The organism is Leclercia sp. 119287 (assembly GCF_009734485.1).
GTDB classification, from domain to species: domain Bacteria; phylum Pseudomonadota; class Gammaproteobacteria; order Enterobacterales; family Enterobacteriaceae; genus Enterobacter; species Enterobacter adecarboxylatus_C.
Genome location: NZ_CP046445.1, coordinates 4,342,868 through 4,356,500, shown reverse-complemented (window position 1 = coordinate 4,356,500; position 13,633 = coordinate 4,342,868). Strand labels below are relative to the sequence as shown.

General features: G+C 52.7%; 16 protein-coding genes. 10 read left to right on the top strand and 6 right to left on the bottom strand.

The genetic code is table 11. The annotated features are described in order from the left end of the window. The first annotated feature begins 12 nt into the window (after positions 1–12). Positions 13–1,467 (top strand): NAD-dependent succinate-semialdehyde dehydrogenase, encoded by a 1,455-nt coding sequence (locus tag GNG27_RS20895; RefSeq protein ID WP_142487285.1) that lies wholly within the window; start codon positions 13–15, stop codon positions 1,465–1,467. Positions 1,468–1,512: 45 nt separating this feature from the next. Then, the gene (locus tag GNG27_RS20890; RefSeq protein WP_142487284.1) at positions 1,513–1,785 is read left to right on the top strand and encodes a barstar family protein; all 273 of its coding nucleotides are present in this window, start codon (positions 1,513–1,515) and stop codon (positions 1,783–1,785) included. A 59-nt stretch (positions 1,786–1,844) separates the two neighbouring features. On the opposite strand, the gene yhcN (GNG27_RS20885) is transcribed toward GNG27_RS20890, so the two are convergent. The 3 genes from yhcN (GNG27_RS20885) to argR all read right to left on the bottom strand — a co-directional run bounded on the left by yhcN (GNG27_RS20885) (position 1,845) and on the right by argR (position 3,337). Beyond that, the gene (yhcN, locus tag GNG27_RS20885) at positions 1,845–2,111 is read right to left on the bottom strand and encodes a peroxide/acid stress response protein YhcN (protein WP_142487283.1); all 267 of its coding nucleotides are present in this window, start codon (positions 2,109–2,111) and stop codon (positions 1,845–1,847) included. 113 nt (positions 2,112–2,224) lie between these two features. Next, the gene (gene yhcN, locus GNG27_RS20880; RefSeq protein ID WP_142487282.1) at positions 2,225–2,488 is read right to left on the bottom strand and encodes a peroxide/acid stress response protein YhcN; all 264 of its coding nucleotides are present in this window, start codon (positions 2,486–2,488) and stop codon (positions 2,225–2,227) included. A gap of 378 nt (positions 2,489–2,866) precedes the next feature. After that, a complete protein-coding gene (argR, locus tag GNG27_RS20875; RefSeq protein WP_032614540.1) occupies positions 2,867–3,337 on the bottom strand; it encodes a transcriptional regulator ArgR in 471 nt (156 codons plus the stop codon). A 404-nt stretch (positions 3,338–3,741) separates the two neighbouring features. Between argR and mdh the strand changes: the two genes are divergently transcribed. Next, entirely contained in the window at positions 3,742–4,680 is a 939-nt protein-coding gene (mdh, locus tag GNG27_RS20870) for a malate dehydrogenase (RefSeq protein WP_032614538.1), read from the top strand. Between the two features lie 68 nt (positions 4,681–4,748). Here mdh and degS read toward each other — a convergent pair whose 3' ends face one another. The 3 genes from degS to zapG form a co-directional block, all read right to left on the bottom strand. Next, positions 4,749–5,816 carry an outer membrane-stress sensor serine endopeptidase DegS gene (gene degS / locus GNG27_RS20865; protein ID WP_156264738.1) on the bottom strand — a complete coding sequence of 356 codons (1,068 nt, stop codon included), beginning with the start codon at positions 5,814–5,816 and terminating at the stop codon, positions 4,749–4,751. An 88-nt stretch (positions 5,817–5,904) separates the two neighbouring features. Further along, complete coding sequence (gene degQ / locus GNG27_RS20860) at positions 5,905–7,269, bottom strand: serine endoprotease DegQ (RefSeq protein WP_156264737.1); 1,365 nt, start codon at positions 7,267–7,269, stop codon at positions 5,905–5,907. Positions 7,270–7,439: 170 nt separating this feature from the next. Continuing rightward, the gene (gene zapG, locus GNG27_RS20855) at positions 7,440–7,838 is read right to left on the bottom strand and encodes a Z-ring associated protein ZapG (RefSeq protein WP_156264736.1); all 399 of its coding nucleotides are present in this window, start codon (positions 7,836–7,838) and stop codon (positions 7,440–7,442) included. Positions 7,839–8,028: 190 nt separating this feature from the next. Here zapG and zapE point away from each other — a divergent pair, with 190 nt between their 5' ends. The 7 genes from zapE (at position 8,029) to GNG27_RS20820 (ending at position 13,633) form a co-directional block, all read left to right on the top strand. After that, entirely contained in the window at positions 8,029–9,153 is a 1,125-nt protein-coding gene (zapE, locus tag GNG27_RS20850; RefSeq protein WP_142487278.1) for a cell division protein ZapE, read from the top strand. A gap of 289 nt (positions 9,154–9,442) precedes the next feature. Continuing rightward, positions 9,443–9,871 carry a 50S ribosomal protein L13 gene (gene rplM / locus GNG27_RS20845; protein WP_024551131.1) on the top strand — a complete coding sequence of 143 codons (429 nt, stop codon included), beginning with the start codon at positions 9,443–9,445 and terminating at the stop codon, positions 9,869–9,871. 15 nt (positions 9,872–9,886) lie between these two features. Beyond that, on the top strand, positions 9,887–10,279 hold the full coding sequence (gene rpsI / locus GNG27_RS20840; protein WP_003025138.1) for a 30S ribosomal protein S9: 393 nt from the start codon (positions 9,887–9,889) through the stop codon (positions 10,277–10,279). A gap of 312 nt (positions 10,280–10,591) precedes the next feature. Further along, entirely contained in the window at positions 10,592–11,230 is a 639-nt protein-coding gene (gene sspA / locus GNG27_RS20835; RefSeq protein WP_156264735.1) for a stringent starvation protein SspA, read from the top strand. A gap of 5 nt (positions 11,231–11,235) precedes the next feature. Beyond that, positions 11,236–11,727, top strand: coding sequence for a ClpXP protease specificity-enhancing factor (gene sspB, locus GNG27_RS20830; protein ID WP_142487276.1), 492 nt, complete (start codon positions 11,236–11,238; stop codon positions 11,725–11,727). Between the two features lie 356 nt (positions 11,728–12,083). After that, on the top strand, positions 12,084–12,797 hold the full coding sequence (locus tag GNG27_RS20825) for a DUF1120 domain-containing protein (protein WP_142487275.1): 714 nt from the start codon (positions 12,084–12,086) through the stop codon (positions 12,795–12,797). A 164-nt stretch (positions 12,798–12,961) separates the two neighbouring features. Continuing rightward, on the top strand, positions 12,962–13,633 hold the full coding sequence (locus tag GNG27_RS20820; protein WP_156264734.1) for a fimbria/pilus chaperone family protein: 672 nt from the start codon (positions 12,962–12,964) through the stop codon (positions 13,631–13,633).

The following is a 13,633-nucleotide window of genomic DNA, read 5'->3' as shown; positions in this document are numbered from 1 at the left end:
ATGGGAGGATACATGACTACCCAGGCTCTTCAGGACAGTGCGCTATTTCAGACAGGATATCTGGTTGATGGCGTATGGAAAACGCTCGACACCACATTCGATGTACTTAACCCGGCCACCGGCGAGGCGATCGCTAAAGTGGCAAAAGCGGGCACTAAAGAGACCGAAGAAGCTATCGCCGCCGCAAGCCGTGCTTTTCCGGCCTGGCGGGCCAGAACCGCAAAAGAGCGCTCGACCATCCTCTATCGCTGGTATGAATTAATCATTGAAAACAAGCAGTGGCTTGGACAACTGATGACCACCGAGCAGGGCAAACCGCTGAAAGAGGCGGAAGGCGAGGTGGAGTATGCGGCCAGCTTTATTCAGTGGTTCGCCGAGCAGGCCAAACGCGCCAACGGCGAAATCATTCCCCCGGTTAAACCCGGCTCCCGCATACTGGCCACCCGCGAACCGGTTGGCGTGGTGGCGGCCATCACGCCGTGGAACTTCCCGATGGCGATGCTGACCCGCAAGCTGGGCCCGGCGCTGGCCGCAGGCTGTACCGGGGTAATCAAACCAGCTAACAATACGCCGCTCAGCGCTTTTGCACTGCTGACTCTTGCCAAAAAAGCGGGCGTCCCGGACGGTGTACTCAATGCGGTGGCGGGCAACACCTCTGAGATAAGCGATGCGATCATGGCCAGCCATGAAGTGCGCAAAATCTCCTTTACCGGCTCGACGGCTGTCGGCAAAACGCTGGTGCGCAATGCCGCCGAGACAATGAAAAAAGTCTCGATGGAGCTGGGCGGGAATGCGCCTTATATCGTCTTCGACGATGCCGATATTGATGCTGCGGTAAAAGGAGCCATCGCCAACAAATTCCGCAATGCGGGCCAGGTCTGCGTCAGCGTTAACCGTTTCTATATTCAGGAGTCAGTGTATGACGCCTTCGTCAGCCAGCTCGCTGCCGCCGTCAACGACTTAAAAGTGGGTAACGGCCTGGAGGAGGGCACCGTTGTCGGTCCGCTGATTGAACCTGCCGCAGTGAAAAAAGTGCGCGAGCATGTCGAGGACGCGGTCGCCAAAGGGGCGACGGTACTGGCAGGGGGCAAGGCGCACGATCTGGGCGGCAATTTCTGGCAGCCGACGGTATTGGGCGATTGCCATGAAGGGATGGCGCTGGCCAGCGAAGAGACCTTTGGGCCCGTGGCGGCCTGCTTCCGTTTCACCTCGGAAGAGGAAGTGATTCAGCGCGCCAATAATACGCCCTTTGGTCTGGCCGCCTATTTCTATACTCAGAATCTGCAGCGGGTGTTCCGCGTTTCGCAGGCCATTGAGAGCGGGATGATCGGGATTAACGAATGCGCGGTCTCCACCGAGCTGGGGCCGTTTGGTGGGGTAAAAGAGTCAGGGCTGGGTCGTGAGGGCTCTGTACTGGGACTGGAGGAGTTCCTTGAAGTGAAAACCCTGCATATCGGGGGATTATAATCGGCAGGGCGGCATCAGCCGCCCGCCTGGACGGGGTGGCGGGAAATGAATATTTATACCTTTGATTTTGATGAAATCGACAGTCAGGAAGACTTTTACCGTGAGTTTTCACGTACCTTTGGCATCGCGCGGGAGAGTGTGACCAACCTGGATTCTTTATGGGAGATCGTAACCGGCAATCAGCTGCCGCTGCCGCTTGAAATCGAGTTTACCCATTTGCCGGAGAAGCTGCGCAGACGCTTCGGCGCGCTGATCCTGCTGTTTGATGAGGCGGAAGAGGAGCTGGAAGGCCAGATCCGCTTTAACGTTCGCCCGTAAAAAGGCAAAAAAAAGCCCCTGCGAAGCAGGGGCAAGTCGTAGTTCAATACGACGAGGGTTTATTTGTACAGCTCAGCGGTTGCATGCCAGTGGTCACCGGTATTCAGCTCGGTAACGCGATAGCTGCTGGCACCCGCTTTTTCAGCTTTTGCTGCCAGGGCCTGACGGATATCCATCGGGGAACCGGCAACTTCGGTAACGCCTACGCTACCCATTGATTGCAGGCCTTGTGCTTGTTCCGCAGTAACCTGATGCACAGCTGCGCTGGCACCGAATGAGAGAACGGAAGCTAAACCAAGGGTGGCGATAATTAATTTAGTGTTCATAGTCTTTACTCCTTACAGGGCACATTCAACGACCAGAAGGGTTGTGCTGCTATTTTTATACCTGGTGTCGTTGAACTGAGATAACGGGTATATCGGATATTGCTCGGTACGGCTTATTTGTACAGCTCAGCAGTAGCATGCCAGTGGTCACCGGTACGCGCTTCGATAACGCGATAGGAGGAGGCACCCTGTTCCTGCGCTTTCTTGTTCAGCATCTGATTCATGTCCATCGGAGAAGTACCGACTGCACCAACAGAAACGGTACCAATTGACTCACGGGACTGAGCCTGATCGGCGTTAATCGCATCGGCGGCAAAAGCACCGAAAGACAGAACAGAGAGAATGCTTAGTGTGGCTACGGTAGTTTTGATTTTCATGATTTTCTTCCTCGTCATATTCTTTACTGGGGTCTTCGTTTCGTGACCCTCATCACAAAATCAAGTATACACTAATAACGGCAAAAATTAATACCATGCTAATTGTTTCTCGTGAAATTACGTATTAAGAAGATAGATTTTTATAACTGATAGGAATAAAAGAGGCTTGGTTAAACGCGTGGTATCGATTTATTTCCATTAAAATCATGGGGATGAGATGATTTGATTATTTGTGCGGTCGCGCAGCGGATCATCCACTGTATGAATGAATTGAACCAGAAAAACGCACTATTTGTTAAATCACAGATAACAGCTTGTAAGGGGAAACGAGGCGGGAGCCGAAGATTCCCCGCTGCGGTACGCAGCAGGGCAGGGGGATCAGAGTTCCTGTTCGAACAGCACCAGAATGGCTTCGTAGAGATCTTTCACCGAGAAACCATTGGCCGGGGTAGTGAAGATGGTATCGTCCCCGGCGATAGTGCCGAGAATACCTTCTGCTTTGCCGAGCGAGTCGAGCAGACGCGCAATCAGCTGGGCTGCGCCCGGGCTGGTGTGGATCACCACCACTGCATCGTTATAGTCGATATCCAGCACCAGATTCTTCAGCGGGCTTGAAGTTGTCGGTACGCCCAGCTCAGCAGGCAGACAGTAAACCATCTCCATTTTGGCGTTGCGGGTACGCACCGCGCCAAATTTGGTTAACATGCGGGAGACTTTCGACTGGTTGATATTTTCGAAGCCTTCTTCCTGTAAGGCCTGGACGATCTCACCCTGAGAACTAAACTTTTCTTCTTTAAGCAGCGCTTTAAACGCCTTAACCAATTCTTCTTGTTTAGAAGAGATTCGCATAAATCACCCGAAATATAGCGGTAGAAACAACATTATTATGCACATGGATGAATTTTTATGCAAACTATCTGCCCAATCTTAGGCTGAAATAATGTTATGAAAGGGAGTGATTTTATCAAATTTCGTTATCAAGGAACATGCCTGCGTCACGCCTCGCAAATAAGGTTAAAAGTAAATTAAATGTTATCAAATTGATGTTGTTTTGGTGGCTGGCGAGGGTGTATTGTAATCCCCTCTTAATTCGTTGCTTAGTTATCGCATAACGCCCGATAGTCTTCCGGCAGAGGCGAAAAGCGCGTGACCGCTAATTCTCACATTATGAAGATTGTAATTATTGATCTGCTGAATTAAGGTCGCCGCGACGGAGTAACAGAAAGTTAGCTCACCATAATAAGGAGTTTAGGATGAAAGTCGCAGTCCTCGGCGCTGCTGGCGGTATCGGCCAGGCGCTTGCCCTACTACTGAAAACTCAGCTGCCTGCAGGCTCAGAACTCTCTCTGTACGACATCGCCCCGGTAACCCCTGGTGTGGCGGTTGACCTGAGCCACATCCCGACGGCTGTCAAAATCAAAGGCTTCTCCGGTGAAGATGCGCGCCCGGCGCTCGAAGGCGCAGACGTTGTGCTGATCTCCGCAGGCGTGGCGCGTAAGCCTGGTATGGATCGTTCCGACCTGTTCAACGTGAATGCGGGTATCGTTAAGAACCTGATTCAGCAGGTAGCAACAACTTGCCCGAAAGCCTGCATCGGTATCATCACTAACCCGGTTAACACCACCGTGGCTATCGCAGCAGAAGTGCTGAAAAAAGCGGGCGTGTATGACAAGAACAAACTGTTTGGCGTGACCACGCTGGACATCATCCGCTCCAACACCTTTGTGGCGGAACTGAAAGGCAAGCAGCCAACCGAGCTCGAAGTGCCGGTTATCGGCGGCCACTCTGGCGTGACCATTCTGCCACTGCTGTCCCAGATCCCAGGCGTCAGCTTCACCGAGCAGGAAGTGGCTGACCTGACCAAACGCATCCAGAACGCTGGCACCGAAGTGGTGGAAGCGAAGGCGGGTGGCGGCTCTGCAACCCTCTCTATGGGTCAGGCTGCAGCACGTTTCGGTCTGTCTCTGGTGCGCGCCCTGCAGGGCGAGCAAGGCGTGGTGGAATGTGCGTACGTTGAAGGCGACGGCGAGCACGCACGCTTCTTCTCTCAGCCGCTGCTGCTGGGTAAAAACGGTATCGAAGAGCGTAAATCTATCGGCACCCTGAGCGCGTTCGAGCAGCAGGCGATGGCCGGCATGCTGGACACGCTGAAGAACGATATCGTCCTGGGCGAAGAGTTCGTTAATAAGTAAGCGACTCGCGTCCCGTCAGGGCAATAAAAAACCGGAGCTAATGCTCCGGTTTTTTTATCTCTGCTGACTCAGTTGGTGGCCGGGTATTCCTGAATGGTCACCTGCAGCGTCATTTTCTTATCATCCCGCATCACTTCTACCGGAATGATGGAGCCAGGCCTGATTTCAGCCACCTGATCCATGGTCTCGAGGGCCGATATCGCCGGTTTACCGTTTACCGAGACGATAACGTCGTTGACCTTGATGCCCGCTTCCGCCGCCGGACCGCCAGAGGTGACTTCGTTCACTACAATCCCCTGAATCTGGTCGATGCCGCCACCCTGGGTATGCAGCGGAGCAATCTCACGCCCGCCAATGCCAATGTAGCCACGGATAACCCGTCCATCGCGAATGAGCTTATCCATAATCTTGTTGGCCAGCTGGAACGGGATGGCGAAGCCGATGCCTTCGGGGGTTTCCCCATCGTTGCTCTTATCAAACGAGAGGGTATTGATGCCCATCAGTTCGCCCAGCGAGTTCACCAGCGCGCCGCCGGAGTTGCCGTGGTTAATGGAGGCATCCGTCTGCAGGAAGTTCTGCCGCCCGGAGGGGTTCAGGCCAATACGCCCCGTCGCGCTAATAATCCCCTGGGTGATGGTCTGCCCGAGGTTATAGGGGTTACCAATCGCCAGCACCACGTCACCGATATGCGGGGTACGTTTACGGTTGATGGGGATGACGGGCAGGCCGCCCGTGGCGGTGATTTTGAGGACCGCCAGATCCGTCAGGCTGTCGGAGCCGACCAGCAGGGCTTCAAAGACGCGGCCATCCTGCAGCGCAACGATGATCTGATCGGCATCGTTGATCACATGTTTGTTAGTAATGATGTAGCCGCGTTCATCCATAATTACCCCGGAGCCCAGAGTGCGGATCTCCAGCTGATTATGGCTGGTGCTGTTCAGCCCACGGTTATAGACGTTAACCACCGCAGGGGCGGCGCGGCGTACTGCCTGATTGTAACTGGCAGGCGTTTCATCTGCGCTGTCAAACTGCGGCGCAGCCAGCTGATTAAACTGACGTAAAGAGGGCATCGCGACCAGTAACAGGCCACCTACAACCAGGCCGATGGCGACCGAACGAATGAGCTTTAAAACCATGATACGGGCGTCGTTAAGGGAAGATCGCAAGCAGCATAGCATGACTTATCCGGACATCACACGGGGTGATGCCCGGACGCGTACAGGCTTAACGCAGCAGAATATAGAGTGTGTCGTTGCCGCGCACGATCTGCAGGGCAATAACGGTAGGTTTACTTTCCAGCACTTTGCGCATTTCGGCAATGGACTGCACGCGAACGCGGTTCACCCCGACGATCACATCATTCTCATGCAGACCGGCCTGCGCGGCAGGGCTGCTTTTCTCGACGCTGTCGAGAGTGATGCCTTTGGTACCGTCTTTTAACTGCCCGTCGCTTAAGGTCGCCCCCTGCAGCGCCGGGGCAATCATCTCTGCGCTGGCCGATGATGAGGTGCTTTTATCCAGCGTGACCTGTAGATCCAGCGGTTTGCCGTCACGCAAAATACCGAGCTTAACCGTGGCACCCGGCTCCGTGGTGGCAATGCGCGAGCGCAGTTCGGCAAAACTGCTTAACGGTTTATCATTCAGGCTAACGATCACGTCCCCGGATTTGACCCCCGCTTTTGCCGAGCCGGAATTCGGTATCACTTCGCTGACGAAAGCGCCGCGCTGAACGTTCAGGTTGAACGCTTTGGCAATATCTGCGCTCATTTCCGTGCCTTTAATGCCCAGCAGCCCGCGCTTCACTTCACCAAACTCAATCAGCTGCTGTGCCAGGGTGCGGGCCATGTTGCTGGGAATCGCAAAACCAATCCCCACGCTGCCGCCGCCAGGCGCCAGAATGGCGGTGTTAATGCCGATCAGCTCCCCGTTCAGGTTCAGCAACGCACCGCCGGAGTTGCCGCGATTAATGGAGGCGTCGGTCTGGATAAAGTTTTCCAGACCCTCAAGGTTTAGGCCACTGCGGCCCAGCGCAGAGACGATGCCGGAGGTAGCCGTCTGGCCCAGACCGAAAGGATTACCGACCGCGACGGCGAAATCCCCAACGCGCAGCTTATCGGAATCGGCGATGGCGATTTGCGTCAGGCCGGTTGGGTTCTGTAACTGCAGCAGGGCGATATCGCTCTGATCGTCCCCGCCAATCAGTTTGGCGTCAAACTCACGGCCATCGTTCATCTGAACGCTAATTTTATCGGCATGACTGATAACGTGGTTATTGGTCAGCACGTAGCCTTTCGCGGCATCGATCACCACGCCGGAGCCCAGCCCTTCAAAAGGCTGCGCCTGGTCGGGGGCATCGTCGCCAAAATACTTTTTCAACTCTTCCGGGATGCGCTGGCTTTGCACGGCGGTGCCTTCGACCTGCACGCTGACCACCGCGGGCAGGACTTTTTCCAGCATCGGCGCAAGGCTCGGAAGCGCGGCCTGGCCCGGAACCTGTGAAGGGATGGCTGCCGCCGCTGGATACGATGCCGACAGCGATAATCCGATACTCAATGCTAACGCGCTCAACAGCTGATTTTTTTTGTTCATTTATGCTGGCTCTCGCAACCTGGAATGGAGGAATAACGGCCCTGAAACAGTCTGATGTTATTGAATTTTAAAACGCTGAACAATGAGGTGTTTGACTAAATAATAGCTGGGGTCAGAAAGAAAGGACGGGCGCAATGGCTGCGCCCGTAAAATTTATTTGCGATGTGCGATTAATCGCGCTTTGCGCCACCGCGCAGAAGGCCGGATGCGCCTTCGGAGTAGTCACGTGGCATCTGCACTGGCGCCTGATCGTTACCGGCTTCGGACTCTGCCAGACGGTTGCGGAACGGGTTGTTCTCTGCGCTCATTTCCGGCAGCAGGTTGCTGGAGCTTTTCGCCATGTGCTGATAAAGCTTGCGGTAATCATGAGCCATGTTGTCCAGCAGCTCGGCGCTCTGGGCAAAGTGGTTTACCAGCTCTTCACGATACTCATCCAGTTCAGCTTTGTTCTTTTCCAGTTCGTACTGCAACGCCTGTTGCTGGCGCAATTTGCGATTTCCAAAACGCATGGCCACGGCACCGATAGCGATGCCGACGACTAAACCAATTAGCGCATATTCCCAGGTCATGAACTTCTCCCGTTGTCTTGTGGTTCCGTAGGGTATTGGCTCGGCTTCATGCCTGTGCCTGATTATGCCACTATAACCGCTATTTCCTTAGAAGTGGAATCCCACCGCATCATCGCGTACTGTAGAACGGCCTTTTTTTCGCCAACTGAACAGGCTGGCGGGTATTAATTGAAGGAATAACAATAAGATTATGCAAAGCCTTTCCCCAACATCGCGTTACCAACAGGCCCTGAACGAGGGCTCCCACCAGCCAGATGATGTACAGCATGAAGCGGTAAGGCGTCTGGACAGCATCTGGCAGGCGCTGACCACCCAGCCGGCCGAAGCCGCGCCTGCTGGGGGACTCAAAGCCGCGTTTGGGCGGTTATTGGGGAAGAAAGCGCCGCAGAGCGTCACGCCGGTACGCGGCTTATATATGTGGGGAGGGGTCGGACGCGGCAAAACCTGGCTGATGGATCTGTTCTATCAGAGCCTGCCGGGAACGCGTAAGCAGCGCCTGCATTTTCACCGCTTTATGCTGCGGGTACATGAAGAGCTGACGGCCCTGCAGGGACAGAGCGATCCGCTGGATATCGTTGCCGAGCGTTTCAAAGCCGAAACCGACGTGCTGTGCTTCGATGAGTTTTTTGTCTCTGACATTACCGACGCCATGCTGCTGGGCGGGCTGATGAAAGCGCTGTTTGCTCGCGGCATTACGCTGGTAGCAACCTCCAACATCCCACCGGATGAGCTGTACCGTAACGGTCTGCAACGCGCCCGCTTCCTGCCCGCGATCGATGCGATAAAAGCGCATTGCGACATTATGAATGTGGATGCCGGCGTCGATTATCGCTTGCGCACCCTGACCCAGGCCCATCTGTGGATTTCACCGTTAAACGATGACACGCAACAGCAGATGAACAAACTGTGGCTGGCGCTGGCCGGGGCCGAGCGTGATAACGCCGCCGTGCTGGAGGTGAACCATCGCCCACTGCAAACCCTGGGCGTTGTCAATCAAACCCTCGCGGTGTCGTTTGCCACCCTGTGTGTCGATGCCCGCAGCCAGCACGACTATATTGCGCTCTCGCGCCTGTTCCATACGGTGATGTTGTTCGATGTGCCAGTGATGACCACGCTGATGGAGAGCGAAGCCCGACGCTTTATCGCGCTGGTTGATGAGTTTTACGAACGCCACGTCAAGCTGGTGGTGAGCGCCGCCGTCCCTTTATATGAGATCTATCAGGGGGAGCGACTAAAGTTTGAGTTCCAGCGCTGCCTGTCGCGCCTGCAGGAGATGCAAAGCGAAGAGTACCTGAAGCGCGAACACATGCCATAAATGCCATCCTCGAAACACCCATTAGCCGGGTAGGACGCAGCCGCCACCCGGCTTTTCGACCTACCCGGAAAAACCCGCGTCAAATCACAATTAGGGGTCGACCTTTACCCCCGACTTCTCTATAATCTTGCGACCCCACGTTACAAGAAGGTTTTTTTCCCAAAACTTTCTCTGCGCCGGCATAGGCTATTCGAAGGGGTAGGTTTGCTGGACAATGTCGTGTGAACCTCAACTACTAAACGTTTGGGTGTTCACCAACGTGTAACTTATTTATTTGGGTAAGCTTTTAATGAAAACTTTTACAGCTAAACCAGAAACCGTAAAACGCGACTGGTATGTTGTTGACGCGACCGGTAAAACTCTGGGCCGTCTGGCTACCGAACTGGCTCGTCGCCTGCGCGGTAAGCACAAAGCGGAATACACTCCGCACGTAGATACCGGTGATTACATCATCGTTCTGAACGCTGACAAAGTTGCTGTAACCGGCAACAAGCGTACTGACAAAGTGTACTATCACCACACCGGCCACATCGGCGGTATCAAACAAGCGACCTTTGAAGAGATGATTGCCCGCCGTCCTGAGCGTGTGATTGAAATCGCGGTTAAAGGCATGCTGCCAAAAGGCCCGCTGGGTCGTGCTATGTACCGTAAACTGAAAGTTTACGCAGGTAACGAGCACAACCACGCGGCACAGCAACCGCAAGTTCTTGACATCTAATCGGGATTATAGGCAATGGCTGAAAATCAATACTACGGCACTGGTCGCCGCAAAAGCTCCGCCGCTCGCGTGTTCATCAAACCGGGCAGTGGTAAAATCGTTATCAACCAACGTTCTCTGGAACAGTACTTCGGTCGTGAAACTGCCCGCATGGTAGTTCGTCAGCCGCTGGAACTGGTCGACATGGTTGAGAAACTGGATCTGTACATCACTGTTAAAGGTGGTGGTATCTCTGGTCAGGCTGGTGCGATCCGTCACGGTATCACCCGCGCTCTGATGGAGTACGACGAGTCCCTGCGTGGCGAACTGCGTAAAGCTGGCTTCGTTACTCGTGACGCGCGTCAGGTTGAACGTAAGAAAGTCGGCCTGCGTAAAGCACGTCGTCGTCCACAGTTCTCCAAGCGTTAATTGGTTTCTGCTTCGGCAGACAACAATTGGCGAAAAACCCGCTTCGGCGGGTTTTTTTATGGGTAACGTTCAGGTTATCCACATGCAGACATCCTTTGTGACCTCTTTTTCCGCATTTCCAGAATCCCCTCACCACAAAGGCCGCAAAATCTGGTAAACTATCATCCACTTTTCTGTCCAAATAACGGTGAATGCTCGATTTTTGTTCTCTTTTTGAACAAGAGGAGAAATTCTCAGGGATGGACAACAAAACATCTGGCTGGCCTGTGTGGCTGGTAGCAGTAAAAATTCTGAATATACCTGGAGGTTTTCATGGCTGTCGCTGCCAACAAACGTTCGGTAATGACGCTGTTTTCTGGTCCTACTGACATTTATAGCCATCAGGTTCGTATCGTGCTGGCCGAGAAGGGTGTCAGTTTTGAGATCGAGCATGTGGAAAAGGATAACCCGCCTCAGGATCTTATCGATCTCAATCCAAGCCAGAGCGTGCCAACGCTGGTGGATCGTGAGCTGACCCTGTGGGAATCCCGTATCATTATGGAATACCTGGATGAGCGTTTCCCGCATCCGCCGCTGATGCCGGTCTACCCGGTTGCGCGTGGTGAAAGCCGCCTGTACATGCAGCGTATTGAGAAAGACTGGTATACGCTGATGAACGTCATTGTGAATGGCTCCTCCGCAGAAGCTGATGCAGCGCGTAAACAGCTGCGTGAAGAGCTGCTGGCGATTGCACCGGTGTTCGGTCAGCGTCCGTTCTTCCTGAGCGACGAGTTCAGCCTGGTCGATTGCTACCTGGCGCCATTGCTGTGGCGTCTGCCGATTCTGGGCGTCGAGTTTAGCGGCCCGGGTGCGAAAGAGCTTAAAGGCTATATGACCCGTGTCTTCGAACGCGACTCTTTCCTTGCTTCTCTGACTGAAGCTGAACGTGAAATGCGTCTCGGCCGGGGTTAATGATTGTGGAAATGTCACAGCTGTCTCCGCGCCGTCCGTATCTGCTGCGTGCCTTCTATGAATGGCTGCTGGATAACCAGCTCACGCCGCACCTGGTAGTGGATGTGACGTTACCGGGCGTGCAGGTTCCTATGGAATATGCACGTGACGGACAAATCGTACTGAACATCGCGCCGCGTGCGGTGGGTGGTCTTGAGCTGGCGAACGATGAAGTACGCTTCAATGCCCGCTTCGGTGGCGTACCGCGTCAGGTTTCTGTACCGCTGGCTGCCGTACTGGCTATCTACGCCCGTGAGAACGGTGCAGGCACCATGTTTGAGCCTGAAGCGGCTTATGATGAAGAGGTTGCCAGCCTGAATGATGAAAATGGCGTGGCCGGGAGCGAAAGCGAAACGGTGATGTCGATCATTGATGGTGATAAGCCGGATCATGATGACGATCCTGACGATACTCCGCCTCCGCGCGGCGGCCGTCCGGCTTTACGTGTCGTAAAATAAAATAAAAGGACCTTAGGGTCCTTTTTTATTATCAATGATTTAATCTCTGAATGTATTATCAAGTAAATATCTTTGATTTTTAAAATGGCATGCATAATTTATAAATATGAAGGGTTCATTTCTTATTTTTTGAGGTTGTATTCATTCAATATATTTCAGACAAATATGTTTTAAGTCAAAGTTGATAAAATATGTAGATATCTTAAATGTCCTTCGTAAGAATGTCCTGTAATCTTGCTGACACTATTTATTACAAATAGTCTATGAATGATGTATTTCATAGTAAACCGTATGCAGTTGTAGAAATGTGGCCAACCGGGAAAGTTGTTGGTTGATAAAATTAAGGAAAGAACAAAATGACTCTATTTAAGAAGAATGCCGCGGTGCTGGCAATGGGTGCTGCGCTGCTGGTGGCAGCTCAGGCGAATGCCGCAGGAGATGTAACGCTGAAAGTATCTGGCAACATCATTCCGGCTGCATGCACCCCAGCATTAAGCAACAGCGGTGAAGTCGCTTTTGGTTCCATTGCTGCCGCATCAATTCGTAATGCTGCTTCTGACAATACTCTGGTGCAACTGGGTTCTAAAGAAGTTACCCTGACCGTCAAATGTGATGCAGCAACGGCCATTGGCTTCAAAATCCTCGATAACCGCTCTGCTTCAGCTGTAGCGCTCTCTTCAACCGCATTTATTAATGCTCCGATCGAAGGCGGCGCGAGCGCAACACAAAGCTATTTCGGCTTTGGTCTGGGTTTAGCTAACAATGAGGCGAAAGTCGGCGCGTATACTGTTGCCGTAGACAGCGCAACCTTAACCGCAGATGGTGCACCGGCAAGCCTGCTTGTTTCTGATGATGAAGGCGAGAACTGGCAGACCGGTGGTGCTGCTTATCAGCTTAATGACAACTCGCGCATTATCACTGCCGGTAACACGGGTTCCACAGAACCGAAGATGTTCAGCGAACTGTCTGCGCCTCTGAAAATTTCAGCAGCCGTGCAGACAAGTTCTGTTTTGGGTTCTGATGAAATTACTCTGGATGGTAATGCCACTCTGAGCCTCGTTTATCTGTAAGCCGTTATAATAATATGTGCGGCGATTTAATAATAAAAACACGCCGCATTGCATTTAACTTTAAATAAATTATTTACTGTAAATATTTTTAATTTCAGGGTTCATAATAAATTCCCTCTGGGAATTAACACTCACTTTCTTTATTAGCATTTGATGGGAATATTATGAAGCGTAGCATTATTCTCTCTCTTTTATTTATTTCTGTGCGAATTTACGCTTCCGGTATGGTACCAGAAACATCGGTCTTATTAATTGACGCCGAAAAAGGGGAAGCCAGTATGAACGTGACGAATACGGATTCCAGACCTGCGTTGCTTTATACCAATATTGTGGATTTACCGGAAAGCGATGAATCTGTACGCCTGATTGTTTCTCAGCCTGTTGTCAGAGTGGAGGCGGGAGCGGTGCAACGTATGCGTTTTATATTGCAGACGCAAAAGCCGCTTATGCAGGAAGAGCTCAAGAGAGTGACCTTCGAAGGTATTCCGCCGAAAGAAAAAGGTAAGGAACGTCTCGCGGTCACCATTCGCCAGGATCTACCGGTAATTATTCACCCTGCGGGTCTTGCGCAAGATCTTGCCCCCTGGAAGCATCTTAAATGGCACAAACAGGGAAGCTCTCTGGTTGTCACAAATCCATCGAGCTATGTCGTTCGTATGGCGACAGGGTTTAGGTCATTACCCTCCGGTAAACAAGGGGCGTTGAAAACTACCTATTTATTGCCACAGTCCAGTATGACCCTGGCATTGCCGAATAAAGCGGATACAAAAGTGGAATTTTATCCCGCCAGTCGTTACGGGTACAAAGGTGACAGCTATATAGCGCCATTACAGTAA